Here is a 15,852-nt window from a genome sequence, read left to right on the forward strand (position 1 = left end):
AATTGGTTTCTGCTTTTTACTCACATCAGTCTTCAAGAAGTTCCTTCAATCCATTTCTTTCTAGATTGATTTCGGCAGCTGTTCGTACTTTTAACCTTCTAATTACAGCTAACGGTGGGCACCAGCCTTGCAGAGCGTGCTGAATCATAAAGACACTCGCAATTCCGGAAAGGACCAGCCATTTTTTCCTTCCTAAAAGTCCGTATAAAGATGAAATCAAAACGATAGAGGCAAAATTCACTTCAAGGACTCGTTCCGTATCCCATTCATGATCCAATTTGTGGAGACGCGCTTGTATTTCTTCCTTACTTTTTGTTTTATAGTCGTTTAGGTTCAAATTCGTTTGTTCTTGTATGGAATCATTAATGGAATCAGCAGTGTTCCTGTTTACTTTTGTAGTGGTAGGGGGAAGAAAGGTGCTTCTAAATTGCAAAAGTATCACTCACTTTCAAGTTGTCGGGATGATTTCTCACTATTTTTCAACTCATTTATTTTAGCATTTCCTCATTAAATGGTTTTATCAATTGAAGGAATAGGGTCAGCCTAATAATTGCTATCAGGACATCGTTTTCTGACCAAAATACTATGTATTGTTTCAATAACTGGAAGAGGTAAAAAGGCATTAATTTTTAGCGGGAAAGGATAATAAAGAAGATGAAAGGAAGGGAGGATGGTTATGGACGTTAATAAAGTACTTGATGCAAAAGGGCTCGCCTGCCCAATGCCAATTGTCAAAACAAAAAAAGAAATGACCACGCTTGAACCAGGGCAAGTCATGGAAATTCAGGCGACAGATAAGGGATCGACAGCAGACCTCAAAGCCTGGGCGCAGAGCACGGGAAACCAATACCTAGGGACCGTTGAGGATGGCGATACATTAAAGCATTATCTTCGCAAAGCGAGTGCGGAGGAAGAGAAAGAGGAAAGCAAGCATCCTCATGTCATGAACCTTGGGGATTTGCAAAACAAGATTGAGGGAAATGAAAAAATTACAATTTTAGATGTCAGAGAGCCGGCGGAATATGCCTTCGGTCACATTCCCGGGGCTATTACCATACCCCTAGGGGAACTTGAGAAAAGGTTTGAAGAACTGAATAAAGACGATGAGCTCCATATTATTTGCCGAACGGGTAGCCGAAGTGATTTGGCCGCTCAGCAACTAACAGAAAAGGGATTTAAAGATGTTAAAAATGTCGTGCCAGGAATGAAAGAATGGACAGGCGATGTGAACCAAAAACACTAGTTCAATAAGGAGGAAATAGAATGAAGGTAGCAATTATTGCAGCAAATGGTGGGATGTTTGACGCGTATAAAGTCTTTAATATTGCCACAGCGGCGGCTGCAACAGACGCAGAAGTGGGCATCTTTTTTACATTCGAAGGATTAAATCTTATTCATAAGGAAGGGCATAAAAATTTGCCAATGCCTGCTGGTACTGAGCATTTTCAAGAGGGCTTTAAAAAAGCAAATGTCCCACCGGTTGAAGAACTCGTAAGTATGGCAACAGAAATGGGTGTGAAAATGATTGCCTGTCAAATGACGATGGATGTTATGAGTTTGGAAAAAGAACAATTTGTAGAGGGAATTGATGTTGGTGGTGCAGTTACTTTCTTAACCTTCGCTAAAGATGCCGATGTTACCTTAACTTTCTAAATCTATCTTAAACAGCTAAGGGGTGAGAAAATGGCTGAAGAGCAAGCAGTAAAAACAATTAGCGTAAAAGAGTTAACTAGAAAAATTCTGGACCACGAAAAGGTATTTATTTTAGATGCCAGAAACACTGATGATTTCGATGACTGGAAAATTGAAGGGGAAAACGTAGAGGTCATCAATGCCCCTTATTTTGATCTGCTTGATGGTGTCGAAAGTATTGTGGACAAGATGCCTAAAGAACAGAACATTTACGTGGTTTGTGCGAAAGGTGGCTCTTCGGAATTCGTCGCAGAACAATTGGTCGAGGCTGGTTTTCCTAATGCCTTTTCTGTTGAAGGAGGCATGAAATCATGGAGTGAACATTTAGAACCGATAAAAGTGGGCGATTTAACCGGTGGCGGTGCCATCTATCAATTTGTTCGAATTGGGAAAGGCTGCTTATCTTATTTAGTTGAATCAAATGGTTCATGTGCGCTAATTGATACCAATCGAATGCTTGAACCTTATGAGGAGTTTATAAAAGAACATCAGTTAAAGTTGACGCATACACTCGACACCCATCTCCATGCGGATCATATTTCTGGTGGTAGAAAACTAGCAGAAAACCATGGGGCTAAGTATTATCTTCCCCCTAAAGATGCGGATGAAGTTCAATTTGAGTACAATCATGTTCATGACGGGGATGAATACAAGATTGGCGACAAAACCATAAAAGCTATATACTCCCCGGGGCATACAATTGGGAGTACCTCTTATATAGTAGATAATCAATATTTACTGACAGGAGACATCCTGTTTATCGATTCCATTGGCCGTCCAGATTTGGCTGGTAAGGCAGAGGACTGGGTTGCCGATTTAAGGGAAACGCTCTATAAACGCTATAAAGAATTAGCTGATGATTTAATTGTTCTGCCGACTCATTTTATGACCCATCATGAAATGAATGCAGATGGATCCGTTTCAGAAAAGCTTGGGGTTTTATTTAAAGAAAACCATGGGTTGAATATTGAAAGCGAAGAGGAATTTAGAAAAACCGTAAGTGAAAACCTTCCACCGCAACCGAATTCTCATCAAGAAATTCGGGAAACCAATATGGGCAAGATCACTCCAGAAGAAGAGCAACAGAGAGAAATGGAGATTGGTCCAAATCGTTGTGCGGTTAGATAGTTAGGATGGAATGAACGTAAAAAAGAGAGACCGATTGGCGTGAATTCGCAATTCACGCCTTTTTTGAGTATTACCCTGTTAGGTATTTTACAAACCACAAATACTATGAAATAATGGTTTTCCTTAGCTAAAACTAAATAAACGGATTCGTTTTAAAAAAAATTCATTAATACTGTTGACATTATACCTATAGGGGTATATTATTAACCTTGTCAGCACGACAATGACCAATCAACATAACCATGAAAACTTGGTTATGAAAACAATACTGAAAGGTGGAGTCAAGTTGGAATACGTTAATTATGTCCTCATTGCGATCATCGCTTTTGTTTTTATCAAGCGACTGATTCCTGTTAAAGGAATTAGGCATATATCAACAGGTGAGCTTAAGAATGAATTAAAGGATAAAAACAAACAGTTCATCGATGTTCGTACCCCAGGAGAGTTTAAAGGAAATCATATTCGGGGATTTAACAACCTTCCTTTACATCAATTGGCTCAGAAATCCAACAGTCTGCAAAAGGATAAGGAAGTTGTGGTCATTTGTCAGAGTGGAATGAGAAGCCAAAAGGCATGTAGCCAATTAAAAAAACTAGGATTTACAAATATAACGAATGTAAAAGGCGGAGTTAGCGCCTGGAGACCATAAGGAGGCAACGAAACGATATGAAACAATTATCTGTTAAGGAAGTTGAAAATTTATTAAAAGAAAAGCAACCGATAAATATCATAGATGTAAGAGAAGTGGATGAGGTGGCAACAGGTAAAATCCCAGGAGCGATTCATATTCCGCTTGGGCTATTAGAATTCCGTATGCAAGAGTTAGATAAAGCAAAAGAATACATCATGGTGTGCCGCTCAGGTGGTAGAAGTGCTAGTGCTGCTCAATTGCTTGACTACCATGGTTATAAGGTAATCAATATGACAGGCGGCATGATGTTGTGGGAAGGTCCTACTGAATAATTTTTTTATCACTTTCAATACCCCTAGGGGTTAAAATATAAACAACGTAAAATAGGAGGAAGAAAAATGAGTAATAGAGTCGCGATTATTGCTAGTAATGGTGGGTTATTTGATGCTTATAAGGTGTTTAATATCGCAACGGCTGCAGCTGCAACCGATCAAGAGGTAGCTATTTTCTTCACATTTGAAGGATTAAACCTCATTCATAAAGAAGCGAACCAACAGCTTCCAATGCCTGAAGGCAAAGAACATTTTGCTGAAGGATTTGCTAAAGCCAATGTTCCTGGTATTCCGGAAATGGTTGAAATGGCTCAAGATCTAGGTGTAAAACTAATTGGTTGCCAAATGACAATGGATGTTATGGGATTAGAAAAAGAAGCATTTGTTGATGGCATTGAAGTCGGAGGAGCAGTAACCTTCTTAGAGTTTGCACAAGATGCAAATGTAACTCTCACATTCTAAATAAGTGATTGTTTTCTTAAAGTTGTTGTTAAAATCTTAAAGCCGATTTTAACGTGTAAAAAGCTATTTTGTAAGAATCATATTAAGTTTGCATGCTCTTTTCGAATAGTGTTAAAAGTCCGTTTATACGCGAAAAGAGCCTAAAAAATTTTACATTAAAATATACCCTAGGAGGTAAGATAGATGACAGTAAAAGCAATGAATTCAAAAGAAGTAACAGCTAAGGTGTTTAACAAAGAAACTATGTTTATTCTAGATGTTCGTAACGAAACGGATTTTCAGGATTGGAAAATTGAAGGAGAAAACTTTCAATACTTCAACATTCCTTACTTTGAGTTACTAGATGGTGTGGAAGAAATCATGGATAAAATTCCAGCTGATATGGATGTTTTGGTTGTCTGTGCAAAAGAAGGGTCTTCTGTGATGGTTGCGGAAATGCTTTCTGAGGAAGGTCGCGATGTGGCTTACCTTGAAGGTGGTATGAAAACTTGGAGTGAACATTTAGAGCCAGTTAAGGTTGGCGATTTAAAAGATGGCGGAGAGCTTTACCAGTTTGTACGGATTGGAAAAGGGTGTCTATCTTACATGGTTGTATCAAATGGCGAGGCAGCCATCATTGACTCTACTCGTATGACGGATATCTACCTTGATTTTGCAAAGAATATGAATGTTAACATCACTCATGTTTTTGATACTCATTTACACGCTGATCATATTTCTGGTGGTCGTGTGATTGCAGAGCAAACAGGTGCAACTTACTGGTTACCACCGAAGGATGCAACAGAAGTTGTATTTGAATACCAGCCACTTGAGGGTGGGAATGATGTGAAGATTGGTGAAACGAACATCAATATTCACTCTCTATACTCACCAGGACACACAATCGGGTCAACGTCCTTTGTAATTGATGAAAAGTTCCTTCTATCTGGTGATATCTTGTTTATCGATTCAATCGGAAGACCTGACCTTGCTGGTTTAGCAGAAGACTGGGTTGGCGATTTAAGAGAAACGCTTTACAAGCGTTACCGTGAGTTATCAGATGAACTAGTGGTACTTCCAGCCCACTTTATGATTATCGATGAGTTAAATGAAGATGGAAGTGTCTCTGAAAAGCTAAGTACATTGTTTGCTAAAAACCATGGCTTGAACATTGAAGACGAAAACGAGTTCAGAAGTTTAGTGACGGAAAATCTGCCACCGCAACCAAATGCATACCAGGAAATTCGTGAAACGAATATGGGTAAAATTACCCCAGATGCAGAGCAGCAACGTGAAATGGAAATCGGACCAAATCGCTGTGCGGTACGTTAAATCATAAATTATTTTTTACAACAGGGGGATGTTTTGAATGGAATCAACAAAAGTATTAGATGCAAAAGGGCTTGCATGCCCAATGCCAATCGTAAAAACAAAAAAGGCAATGAATGAGCTTGAAGCAGGTCAAGTACTAGAAATTCACGCGACGGATAAGGGTGCGAAGAATGACCTACAAGCTTGGGCAAAATCTGGCGGTCATGAACTTGTTAAACATGAAGATGAAGGCGATGTTCTGAAATTCTGGATTAAAAAGGGGTAAATCATAGGGAACCAATTTGGTTCCCTTTTTAAAAGGGGGGAAACTTGATGGACTTTGGCTTTATACTTACAATCTTTTTAATTGGTTTTATCGGTTCATTTATATCCGGGATGCTGGGTATAGGTGGTTCGATTATTAAATATCCGATGTTATTATATATTCCACCGATGCTAGGTTTCGCTGCATTCACTGCCCATGAAGTTTCGGGAATTAGTGCCGTGCAAGTGTTTTTCGCGACCATTGGTGGGGTTTGGGCTTACCGTAAGGGCGGCTATTTAAATAAATCGTTAATTACTTATATGGGTGCTAGTATTTTAATTGGTAGTTTTATTGGTGGGTACGGTTCTAAGCTGATGTCGGAAGCTGGAATCAACTTAATCTATGGAATCTTGGCACTAATTGCTGCCGTGATGATGTTTATTCCTAAGAAAGGCATTGACGATATTCCACTTGACCAAGTAACGTTTAATAAATGGATTGCGGCTACGCTATCTTTAATTGTCGGAGTCGGTGCCGGGATTGTTGGGGCAGCTGGGGCGTTCTTACTCGTTCCGATTATGCTTGTTGTCTTAAAAATCCCAACGAGGATGACGATTGCCTCCTCATTGGCAATTACCTTGATTTCTTCCATTGGAGCAACGGTCGGAAAAGTCACGACAGGACAAGTGGATTGGGGTCCTGCTGCCGTGATGGTTATTGCTAGTCTAATTGCTTCTCCAATCGGAGCGATACTCGGGAAGAAAGTGAATACGAAAGTGCTCCAAATTATTTTGGCCGTGTTGATTTTGGCTACAGCAATTAACATCTGGATGGATATTTTATAATAAAGGTCAGGTGATCTCGTTGGAAAAGGAAAAGAGAAATGATTGTGGACCTACTGGTTCCTGAGGAATCAATTCTAAGCCAATCCCAGGTCGTCGTAAAAGCGTTCCGCCCGTTTGACCTGGTGTTTGGGTGTGGCTCCTGGTAGGAGCCGGTATGTTGATATCGAATTGGTTATAAAAAAGGAGGCTGATTACAGTCTCTTTTTTTGTACTTTTTTTGAAAGTGTAACTTACTTAATACCTGTAGAGTCAATTTCAATAATGGTCGGTTCGTATCTTGAGATGACATCCACTTTGTGATCAATACAAGCTAAAGAGTAATGAGTTAATTTTTCTTTTGATTCCTTATGGATACGATCTAAGTAATTAGATTGCTGATAGATTCGAAAGGCTTCACCCTGGAAGGTCTCCGTATTGTTCCAAGTTGTAAAATCGTCATAGATGACCGAATAGGTAACATAATTTTTAAAGTCGATTTGTAAGGTTTTAACTTTGCTATCTGGGTGGGGGAAAATGAGTAAGTCAGTTGGATTCTCGCTTTTATTAACGATGATCCTCAGTTTTACTTCATTTGTTCTTGGTTCTAAGATCTGCTCAAATGAAATATGGTCCCCCGTTTCTTTGGTTAACTCCTCGAAAGTCATGTTCGTCACCTCAAATGTACCTCACAGATGGAATGGTCAAGCAATAAACCGGCATTTAGGAAAGCTACTACAGCCTTTGAACTTGCCCTTTTTTCCTGTTCTTACAACCAATTGACCACCACACCGAGGGCAAATATTGTTCAATACCTTTTGATTTCGTGTGTTTTTATCAGTTTTGAGATCTTCTACATGCTGTTTACTTTGCTCTTTTTTCGCTTTGCGGTCTTTTAAAATAAATCGAGACAATAAATGATTTATTTTTTGTCTTTCCCAATATAATAGTAGAATACCATACTTAAGTCCTATATTAGGTTAATATATTCTATTATTATCCAATTTGTTTGTGGTAGTCTTATACATATAAAAATTCGGTTGAAAGGGAGAGATTTCTTTGCCACAAATAAAAACGGAAAGACTTGAAATGGTTACACTAACGGCTGATATGATGGAGGCGATTTTAAAGGGAGCAACGGAGGATTTCGACTATCAGTTAGCAGCTGAGTGGCCCTTAGATGTATATAAACAATTTTTCAACTACAAGATTGAGAGATTTCGTAAGTATCCTCATGAGAACGAGTGGGAAGGTGTCATCATTGATAAACAAGAGCAACTCATTGTTGGGGATATGGGATTTAAAGGTGGACCTGATCAAGAGGGGATCATTGATCTTGGGTACAGCATTGTCCCTAGCTATCAGGGAAGAGGCTATGCTACGGAAATGGGGAAAGCGATGGTAGAGTGGGCAGAGGCCAATCCAAATGTAAAAAAGATCGTCGCTACTTGTGACCCGGATAATCTTGCCTCGATTCGGGTGTTGGAGAAAATAGGGTTTAAGCGAACGAAGCAGACGGAGGAAAGTATTTTTTGGGTTTACTAGGGAAAGGTTCTCTGTTTTTACTATGGGGATCGGTGGTTCAATGCACTCGTTTTGAGTGTTTCGGAGGGAGTTAGGAATGCTAGTGTTAGACGCCCAGTTTGATTTTTATGTTAAGGGATCAACTCAAAATCAAGCTTCTGCTTTTGCAACCGTTGTCGGAGAACCGATACGGTTGTATTTTTTTACATGACTTCTCCAATTTAAGAATATATATAACCAAACGAAAGGAGGCGGGATAATGACATCAAGGAATCCAACTGATAAACCCGTGGGCACAATCCATGTGGTGGATCCTTCTCCTTATAATTGGCTTTATGTATTATTCCATACAATGGAAGAACCGGTTCGAGCCGACCGAGCGGGGCGTGTGATTGCGTCACTGGCCTCAAAGGCAAAATGGATAAACCAGACAACTCTTAAAATCGAACTGCGAAAAGGCGTCCTTTTTCATGATGGTGAAGAATTCACCGCAAAGACAGTGAAGAGGAATTTCAACGAGCTTCAGAAATGGAACGCGCCGCACCCACCGGGGACTTGGCTCAACTTTCCGACCGGAACGACTTTGAAGGTAGTCGATGACTATACCGTCCAATTTCATTTTCCCAAGCCTGATGGTCTTGCGCTTGGCAAAATGCGTGGCAACCATATGGGGAACTCGCAGTTTTATCAGTCGATTGGCTTTGGTTATGCAAAGCTTGGCACAGGTGAGGGACATTGGTGAGTATTGGATGCACCAGGCCCGTGGGGCACTGGACCATTTTTGTTATCAAAAGGGTACTCTTCGATCAACAATGTACCAGCCATCATAAAAAAGAAACCGTTTGAAGCCACGTGGTTGACGGTAAAGGAAAACAGGACTCCCAGCGTGGTGCTTGATGCCAATCAAAACTATTGGAATAAGAATCGTGGACCAAGATTGAATAAAATTGTTTTTCGGAATGATGTATCTCAAGAGCAGGCGCTGCATTTATGTACAACAGCAGAGGGGCAAGTCGATATCGTGACACAGGTTCAGCCAAAAGATGCAAAAAAGGTCATCATGTCAAGCTACGCCAAGTTAGTCACCGCCAAGGGAAACCAAGTTCTTGCCGGCGTATTTAATCGGTTTAAAAAGGATGTTAATTTTAATGATCGTAACCTGCGCTTAGCTTTGAATTTAGCGGTGGACCGAGAGGAATTGGTTCAACGTGGTTTTCATGGCTATGCCGACCCTGTCCCAGCGATGACGCCACCTTGGGCGATTGATTACCCTGAAGATTTGACACCAAGGGCGTATGATCAAGAAAATGCTCGTGCGTTATTAAAAAAGGCAAACTGGCCTGAGGGAAGAAAACTTAAACTGGCTGCCACTAAAAAACAAACGGCGATTGCAAAACTCATCGCAAACCAAATACAAAGGACGTTGCGTCTGCGTGTTGATGTAATCATCATACCCGAGGAGCACGAAGTCAATTGGATGCGCATAGTAGCCGAGAAAAAGCTTGTTCCTGCTTGGGATATTCTGTTGGCGAATGCAACCGCGTTATTTTATGAGGATACGCCAGCTTTTTTCCACCGGGAATTTTTCGGAGCGAATGGGGCGTTAAGAGCGGGGCCAGAACTCCCCCAATTTAATCAATTGTTTCAGAACATGGCTGGAGAAGTAGACAAGAAGAAGCGGGTGGAGGTAGCAAAGGAAATCGATCGCTATGCGTTTAAGGAAGTTCTTGCTCTCTTCCTTTGTATCCCACAGTCTCTCTATGCGGTAAACAAACAAGTGAAATTTCACCCATACAGAACTACCTTTGAATTAGCAGAAACCGAAGTCACAGTGGACCATTGGTCGAGACGGAATTATCCAGGGCGTGCGTAGGCATGACCTGGATTTTTTTATGGGTAAAAAACGCTGAAAATCATGTTAACGGCTTCAAGCTAAAATAATCTAAAGCTTGATTCACAGAATCGAGATCATAGATTCTTTTCTCAAGACAAAATTGAATGACTAAATCATAAGTATCACTTTCCGACAAGGAATAGCCTGCCGCACTTAAAAGCTCATCGGTATTGTCGTAATCCAACTCAAGGGCCAAGGCAAGAGCAATCACGGTATTTTTACGAGGACGGTAGTTTGGAATCGAACGGATTTTCGAAAAGTGTTTACGATCCATGCCTGCACGTTTATAAACATCTGCATCACGATAGCCTTTCTGGTCGATAAATCCAAACAGCACTTGGCTAAGTGTTGGCTTACGATTGGCGTCAATAAAATCTTTTAGTTCACTATGTTGGACATTCTCAAGAATATTGAAGTCGCTGTCCATGTTCATTTCAGAGGATTTACAAATCATTTCGTTTTGGTAACTATGTATATACCTTTCTAACTCTAGTAAAATCTCTTTTTCGAGCATAGGGTCTACCTCCTAAAATGTCGCTTTACAGGCGACCAAAAAATGGATGAACTTAAGTACTATTGTATCAGAAAGAATTATTAGGAGGATGAATTCTATGAATACTAACTTAACTGAGATTATTTTTTTATTGGACCGTAGTGGCTCAATGGCAGGGCTTGAAAAAGATACAATTGGTGGCTTTAATTCTTTTATTAACAGGCAGAGTCAACTAGAGGGAGAAACGCTTGTTACCGCTGTTCTGTTTGATGATGAATATGAAGTGTTGTGGAATGGGGGTGCAGCAAAGGATATAAAATTAACCGAAGAAGACTATTATGTGAGAGGATGCACAGCCCTTTTAGAAGCGGTAGGTAAAACCATTCTAGATGTCGGCTATCGCTTATCGAAAACGGATGAGGAACAACGACCGGGAAAGATTTTGTTTGTGATAACGACAGATGGAATGGAAAATGCCAGCCGTGAATTCACTTATAAAAAAGTAAAAGAATTGATTCGCCATCAGCAAGAGAAATATCGCTGGGAATTTATTTTTATGGGCGCCAATATCGATGCAGCGGAAGAAGCCGATCAACTCGGCATCGCAAAGGAAAGTGCCTTCACCTTCGAAGCCTCCGAAAAAGGCGTCGAAGTCATGTACGAGAAGGTGGATGAGATTGTGTCGGTAAAGCGGAGGGGAATTTCGGACTTTTAAGATTGGTTCTGTTCAAGGAAATTGATTTCACTCAATGTTGATAGGAGCGGAAGGCACTCGACTCCTCGAAAATGAAAAACGCATTTTCTCGTGCGTGGGCAGATTCAAAGATGTAAAATTCAATGTCCTGCGGGAGTACGGGGCAGGGGAGACCCCACAGGCGCTTCAAGCGCCGAGGAGGCTCCCCGGCACGCCCGCGGAAAGCGAGTGCCTGGAGCGGATATCAACATAGGTTTAACTGAGTCTAAAAACTTAAATGTTAAAATTGGTAATTTAACTGATTGACAAACCACAGCGAACTAGTATATATTAATATTAATTATTTGAATAGTTCTCCTAAAGGGGAGTAGCTTTTACAGCAGAGTCGTCATTTCGGAGGTCACGAATCTCCCGGCTTTGTTGGCAACGATACCGTTGTTAGCAAGACCTTTACCAATCTGGTAAAGGTCTTTTATTGTTTTTAAAACCTTTACCATAGTCTGGTAAAGGTTTTTTATTTGTTCTGTTAAATAGTATTAATTTTCACGAAAAGTTGATTGTAGCGGAAGGCGGTTGACTCCTGCGGGAGCAGCGGGACAGGTGAGACCCCGCAGGAGCGCAGCGACGAGGAGGCTCACCGCCCGCCCCGCGGAAAGCAAACGCCTGGAGCGTAAATCAACATACTAGTTAAGCAGAGCCAAATCTTAAAGACCTGATTCAGACCAAACTACGAACATTCAATAATAGAAAACTTTTAAATGAATGGAGAGAGGGTAAATGAAAAAGAAAAAAGTAACTTTTATTGAATTGGTGAAGAAAAACAAGGAAGCGCTGATGAACGATCCGAAAGAAATAGCTAGAATCGAAGAGCGACTAGAGGCTAAGCATTCAAATAAACGTTAGGATAACGATAAAAAAACCAGGAGGGTATTCATGTTACTAAGAAAATACATGTCACTTGTAGGAATTGGTTCAGCACAAATTGATCTCATTCTTGAAAAGGAAACCTACTATCCTGGTGAAACGGTAAAAGGAGATTTTCAGATTAAAGGCGGGACCATCGAGCAGCAGTTGAAACGGATTGAGTGTGACCTGATCAGAAAGGACGAAATATTGGGGAAAGAGGAGGTTATTCACACCGCTACCATTTTAACCTCCTCAAAGATTCAAGCGGAAGCAGTCAATCAGATTCCATTTGCATTTACGCTCCCCGAGGAGATGGATGTTTCCACTGAAACGCAACTTTACCGGTTTACCACAAGGTTGTTTTTTACCCAAGGTGTAGCGAGTGCGGATCAGGATGCTATCAAGATTGTCAAGCCGGCCGATGGAGAGGTAGCGGAGGCGTAGCCCTACAGAAAACATAAACTCAAAGACCAGACATAATGATATTTAGGAGGAAAAAATAATTGGAACTTTCGATTTTACTAGAATATGGCGGAGTGTTATTACTCCTCATTGCCCTTGAAGGCTTGCTTGCTGCCGATAACGCATTGGTACTGGCGATTATGGTTAAGCACCTTCCAGAAGAACAAAGGAAAAAGGCGCTGTTTTATGGTCTTGCTGGGGCGTTTGTGTTCCGTTTTGCATCCTTATTTGCGATTTCCTTCCTTGTAGATGTTTGGCAAGTTCAGGCGCTTGGAGCCTTATACCTCCTATTTATCGCGATTAATCATATCGTAAGGAAACTCTATTTTAAAAAACTTGAGGGGCAAGTTGAGAAGGAAAAGAAAAAATCAGGATTTTGGGGTACGGTATTTAAGGTGGAATTGGCTGATATCGCGTTCGCGATTGATTCGATCTTAGCTGCATTTGCTTTAGCGATGACTTTACCAAATACAAACCTACCAGCAATTGGTGGAATGGATGGCGGAAAGTTCCTAGTGATCTTTGCTGGTGGTTTAATCGGATTGATTATCATGCGTTTTGCCGCAAACCTATTTGTTACCTTGCTTAATTCGAGACCGGGGCTTGAAATTGCTGCCTTTGCGATTGTTGGTTGGGTAGGTGTGAAGTTATCAGTGTTAACATTAGGGCATAAGGACATTGGCGTTATTCCATATGACTTTGCCCACTCCACTGAGTGGAAGTTATTCTTCTATACCGTATTGATTGGAATAGCTGCAGTGGGTTGGTTCTTGTCGAAAGAGAAGCAGGAACAGCGAGCAGCGTAACATAATACAATAGTTAAGCATGCGGGTTCAGTTAGAATGCAACTCGCATGCTTTGATTTTTCTAGAGGGCTCTATTCTCAACCTTTGTTGCTAACTGTTATAAATAGAACTTTAGAGCTAATTTTCCCACGAAAAATACCTATAATATAATGAGGGAAAGAGCTTGCAACTTACTTTAAGCGTACCAAATAGCTTTTTCATCGTTAAAATCGGGTTTTGGATTTTAAACAACAATCTTTACGAAAAACAGCCTTATAGACTGGAAAGGGGGAATTGGGTTGAAATCATTCAGTGAATTAGCTAAAAGTGTGTCGTTCACGAGGAAGGGCTCGAAGGTAAAACTGAATGACAAAGATCCTGCTCTCGAATTGATTGGTACAGGGAGAAGCGCCTACGTTTTTAAAATTAAAGACACGAACAAGGTTTTAAAGGTATTCTTTCCTCCTTATGAACAGATTGCGCAAAAAGAAGCAGAGATTTATAAAATGCTTTCAGGTAACATTTATTATCCATCGATTTATGATTCAGGTGAACACTACTTAGTTATCGATTATATTGCTGGAAATACATTGTTTGATTGTTTGGTAAAAGGAATTGAGGTAACCGCGAACGAAATCAGGGAAATTGATAAGGCTCTATCGATGGCAAGAGAAAAAGGGTTGAATCCCTCTGATATCCATTTGCGAAATATTATCCTAACAAAAGATGACCAAGTCAAAATCATTGATGTGGCTAGGTTTAAACAAACAAAAAAATGTAAGCAATGGGCCGATATAAAAGCGGCATATAAGAAGTTTTATCATAGAAGACTATTTCCCAAAAAGGCTCCAGAACTGATTTTAAATTTAATTGCTTTTTTATATAAGAAGAAAATGATTCCGTATTTTCGGTAGGACGCTAACGCTTTTAGGAGCCACTCGGTCTAAATAATAGTACCGAACCCTAGTCTGAATAGTAGGCTGGGGCTTTTTACTTTGGTCAATGAAAGGTATGTATATGAATGTGCTTGTAGAAAATATAGGCAGCATGATGAATGAGGAGGAATTGAAATGAGTGAAAAAAACTATCAAGCTTTGATTAAGGATCGGGTCTTTATTGGAGGTGCGGATGATGTCCAAGACGTAATGGAAACTGAAAAGGCGGATGTCATTTTTGATTTGCGGGCAGAAGCACCAACAGAGAACTCTGATTTTAATCGAATTCATCGGCCGATTGTTGATGATAAAGAAAATCAAGAGGAATCAGTTAAGCAAGCAATTGATCATGTGTTAGATGCTTATCATAAGGGGAAAAAGGTTTATTTTCATTGTGGGGGTGGAAGTAACCGAACGGGAACAGTGGCAATTGGGACTTTGCTTGCGTTAGGTGAGGCGAACACCATTGACGAAGCTGAAGCAAAGGCACAGTCCGTTCGTCCGAAAATTAAGGTGAAGCCAGAAATGAAGGAAGCTTTGAAGCGGATTTTTCCGGAGGCTTAATGAGTAAAAGGAGTCAAATGAATAAGGCTGACTTGGGCGTTGACGATAAGCTTTTGAAACTGCTGGGCATGAAAATTGCTGTTTAACTTTTACAACGTTAAAATAATACAGTGTTTCAAAGTTAAACATGAGGAGGAATGGTTTGTGAACGTTAAATTAAACAATGGCGTAGAAATGCCTCAGCTTGGTTTTGGTGTTTTTAAAGTAGAAGAAGGCGAAACGGTTGTAGAAGCAGTAAAAAAGGCGATTGAAGTTGGCTACCGATCAATCGATACAGCGGCCATCTATAAAAATGAAGCAGGGGTCGGACAAGCGATTAGTGAATCAGGAGTTCCGCGTGAAGAACTTTTCATTACCTCTAAGGTTTGGAATAGTGATCAAGGGTACGAATCCACACTAAAAGCATTCGATGCGAGTCTTGAAAGACTCGGGTTGGATTATTTAGATTTATATCTTGTTCACTGGCCAACACCTAAACAAGATAAATATGTTGAAACGTATAAGGCGTTAGAAAAATTGTATGCGGATGGAAAAGTTCGTTCCATTGGTGTATCGAATTTCAAGATTTCGCATTTGGAAAGACTTTTTTCAGAAACGACTGTTAAACCTGTCGTCAACCAAGTGGAATTGCACCCATATCATTCACAGTCTGAGCTAAGAAAGTTTTGCCGTGAAAATGGGATTTATGTAGAAGCTTGGGGCCCATTAATGCAAGGGGGAGAGGCTCTTAACAACGAAGTGATTGCAAAAATCGCTGAACAACATGGCAAGACTCCTGCCCAAGTGATTCTACGCTGGCATTTGCAAAGTGAAATCATTGCGATTCCGAAATCAATCACACCTAGCCGAATTGAAGAAAACTTTCAAGTCTTTGATTTTGAATTATCAGGCGCTGACATGGAACAAATTGATGCACTTAATGAAAACAAGCATCAGGGACCAGACCCAGATGATATGAATGTATTTTAAGGAAT

The 15,852-nt window shown here is 40.4% G+C and carries 23 protein-coding genes; 19 read left to right on the plus strand and 4 right to left on the minus strand.

Annotated features, from left to right (window positions below):
• Positions 1-25: 25 nt before the first annotated feature.
• Complete coding sequence (locus BMX30_RS06675) at positions 26-433, minus strand: YgaP family membrane protein (RefSeq protein ID WP_090742588.1); 408 nt, start codon at positions 431-433, stop codon at positions 26-28.
• Between the two features lie 237 nt (positions 434-670).
• Here BMX30_RS06675 and BMX30_RS06680 point away from each other — a divergent pair, with 237 nt between their 5' ends.
• From BMX30_RS06680 to BMX30_RS06720, 9 genes are all read left to right on the plus strand, one after another.
• Positions 671-1,243 (plus strand): sulfurtransferase TusA family protein, encoded by a 573-nt coding sequence (locus BMX30_RS06680; protein ID WP_090742590.1) that lies wholly within the window; start codon positions 671-673, stop codon positions 1,241-1,243.
• Between the two features lie 20 nt (positions 1,244-1,263).
• Positions 1,264-1,653 carry a DsrE/DsrF/DrsH-like family protein gene (locus BMX30_RS06685; protein ID WP_090742594.1) on the plus strand — a complete coding sequence of 130 codons (390 nt, stop codon included), beginning with the start codon at positions 1,264-1,266 and terminating at the stop codon, positions 1,651-1,653.
• Positions 1,654-1,683: 30 nt separating this feature from the next.
• Positions 1,684-2,820: an MBL fold metallo-hydrolase gene (locus tag BMX30_RS06690; protein ID WP_090742597.1), complete on the plus strand. Its 1,137-nt coding sequence runs from the start codon at positions 1,684-1,686 to the stop codon at positions 2,818-2,820.
• A gap of 286 nt (positions 2,821-3,106) precedes the next feature.
• Positions 3,107-3,469 (plus strand): rhodanese-like domain-containing protein, encoded by a 363-nt coding sequence (locus tag BMX30_RS06695; protein WP_090742772.1) that lies wholly within the window; start codon positions 3,107-3,109, stop codon positions 3,467-3,469.
• Positions 3,470-3,486: 17 nt separating this feature from the next.
• The gene (locus BMX30_RS06700; protein ID WP_090742600.1) at positions 3,487-3,783 is read left to right on the plus strand and encodes a rhodanese-like domain-containing protein; all 297 of its coding nucleotides are present in this window, start codon (positions 3,487-3,489) and stop codon (positions 3,781-3,783) included.
• Positions 3,784-3,849: 66 nt separating this feature from the next.
• On the plus strand, positions 3,850-4,245 hold the full coding sequence (locus tag BMX30_RS06705) for a DsrE/DsrF/DrsH-like family protein (RefSeq protein WP_090742603.1): 396 nt from the start codon (positions 3,850-3,852) through the stop codon (positions 4,243-4,245).
• A gap of 183 nt (positions 4,246-4,428) precedes the next feature.
• Positions 4,429-5,556: an MBL fold metallo-hydrolase gene (locus BMX30_RS06710; protein ID WP_090742606.1), complete on the plus strand. Its 1,128-nt coding sequence runs from the start codon at positions 4,429-4,431 to the stop codon at positions 5,554-5,556.
• A gap of 37 nt (positions 5,557-5,593) precedes the next feature.
• Positions 5,594-5,821, plus strand: a complete 228-nt coding sequence (locus BMX30_RS06715; protein ID WP_090742609.1) for a sulfurtransferase TusA family protein — start codon at positions 5,594-5,596, stop codon at positions 5,819-5,821.
• A 47-nt stretch (positions 5,822-5,868) separates the two neighbouring features.
• Entirely contained in the window at positions 5,869-6,645 is a 777-nt protein-coding gene (locus BMX30_RS06720) for a sulfite exporter TauE/SafE family protein (RefSeq protein WP_090742613.1), read from the plus strand.
• Between the two features lie 230 nt (positions 6,646-6,875).
• Here the strand turns inward: BMX30_RS06720 and BMX30_RS06725 are convergent, their stop codons facing one another.
• Both BMX30_RS06725 and BMX30_RS24200 read right to left on the minus strand, forming a co-directional pair.
• The gene (locus tag BMX30_RS06725; protein ID WP_090742615.1) at positions 6,876-7,289 is read right to left on the minus strand and encodes a hypothetical protein; all 414 of its coding nucleotides are present in this window, start codon (positions 7,287-7,289) and stop codon (positions 6,876-6,878) included.
• A 36-nt stretch (positions 7,290-7,325) separates the two neighbouring features.
• A complete protein-coding gene (locus tag BMX30_RS24200) occupies positions 7,326-7,535 on the minus strand; it encodes a topoisomerase DNA-binding C4 zinc finger domain-containing protein (RefSeq protein WP_342028062.1) in 210 nt (69 codons plus the stop codon).
• 145 nt (positions 7,536-7,680) lie between these two features.
• On the opposite strand from BMX30_RS24200, the gene BMX30_RS06735 reads away from it, so the two are divergent.
• The 3 genes from BMX30_RS06735 (at position 7,681) to BMX30_RS06745 (ending at position 10,018) form a co-directional block, all read left to right on the plus strand.
• Positions 7,681-8,166: a GNAT family N-acetyltransferase gene (locus BMX30_RS06735; RefSeq protein ID WP_090742621.1), complete on the plus strand. Its 486-nt coding sequence runs from the start codon at positions 7,681-7,683 to the stop codon at positions 8,164-8,166.
• Positions 8,167-8,404: 238 nt separating this feature from the next.
• Positions 8,405-8,887: an ABC transporter substrate-binding protein gene (locus BMX30_RS06740; RefSeq protein WP_244532515.1), complete on the plus strand. Its 483-nt coding sequence runs from the start codon at positions 8,405-8,407 to the stop codon at positions 8,885-8,887.
• A gap of 3 nt (positions 8,888-8,890) precedes the next feature.
• The gene (locus BMX30_RS06745) at positions 8,891-10,018 is read left to right on the plus strand and encodes an ABC transporter substrate-binding protein (protein WP_244532516.1); all 1,128 of its coding nucleotides are present in this window, start codon (positions 8,891-8,893) and stop codon (positions 10,016-10,018) included.
• A 40-nt stretch (positions 10,019-10,058) separates the two neighbouring features.
• Here BMX30_RS06745 and BMX30_RS06750 read toward each other — a convergent pair whose 3' ends face one another.
• On the minus strand, positions 10,059-10,553 hold the full coding sequence (locus tag BMX30_RS06750) for a hypothetical protein (protein WP_090742624.1): 495 nt from the start codon (positions 10,551-10,553) through the stop codon (positions 10,059-10,061).
• A 97-nt stretch (positions 10,554-10,650) separates the two neighbouring features.
• Between BMX30_RS06750 and BMX30_RS06755 the strand changes: the two genes are divergently transcribed.
• From BMX30_RS06755 to BMX30_RS06785, 7 genes are all read left to right on the plus strand, one after another.
• Positions 10,651-11,247 carry a vWA domain-containing protein gene (locus BMX30_RS06755; RefSeq protein WP_090742627.1) on the plus strand — a complete coding sequence of 199 codons (597 nt, stop codon included), beginning with the start codon at positions 10,651-10,653 and terminating at the stop codon, positions 11,245-11,247.
• A gap of 756 nt (positions 11,248-12,003) precedes the next feature.
• Positions 12,004-12,129, plus strand: coding sequence for an FbpB family small basic protein (locus BMX30_RS06760; RefSeq protein WP_090742630.1), 126 nt, complete (start codon positions 12,004-12,006; stop codon positions 12,127-12,129).
• Positions 12,130-12,159: 30 nt separating this feature from the next.
• On the plus strand, positions 12,160-12,576 hold the full coding sequence (locus BMX30_RS06765) for a sporulation protein (RefSeq protein WP_090742633.1): 417 nt from the start codon (positions 12,160-12,162) through the stop codon (positions 12,574-12,576).
• A gap of 59 nt (positions 12,577-12,635) precedes the next feature.
• A complete protein-coding gene (locus BMX30_RS06770) occupies positions 12,636-13,400 on the plus strand; it encodes a TerC family protein (RefSeq protein ID WP_090742636.1) in 765 nt (254 codons plus the stop codon).
• 278 nt (positions 13,401-13,678) lie between these two features.
• On the plus strand, positions 13,679-14,293 hold the full coding sequence (locus BMX30_RS06775) for an RIO1 family regulatory kinase/ATPase (protein ID WP_090742639.1): 615 nt from the start codon (positions 13,679-13,681) through the stop codon (positions 14,291-14,293).
• A 156-nt stretch (positions 14,294-14,449) separates the two neighbouring features.
• Entirely contained in the window at positions 14,450-14,878 is a 429-nt protein-coding gene (locus BMX30_RS06780; protein ID WP_090742641.1) for a protein-tyrosine phosphatase family protein, read from the plus strand.
• Between the two features lie 174 nt (positions 14,879-15,052).
• Positions 15,053-15,847: an aldo/keto reductase gene (locus tag BMX30_RS06785; RefSeq protein WP_090742781.1), complete on the plus strand. Its 795-nt coding sequence runs from the start codon at positions 15,053-15,055 to the stop codon at positions 15,845-15,847.
• Positions 15,848-15,852: the final 5 nt, after the last annotated feature.

Origin of the sequence: Mesobacillus persicus (assembly GCF_900109925.1) — a bacterium.
Taxonomy (GTDB): domain Bacteria; phylum Bacillota; class Bacilli; order Bacillales; family Cytobacillaceae; genus Mesobacillus_B; species Mesobacillus_B persicus.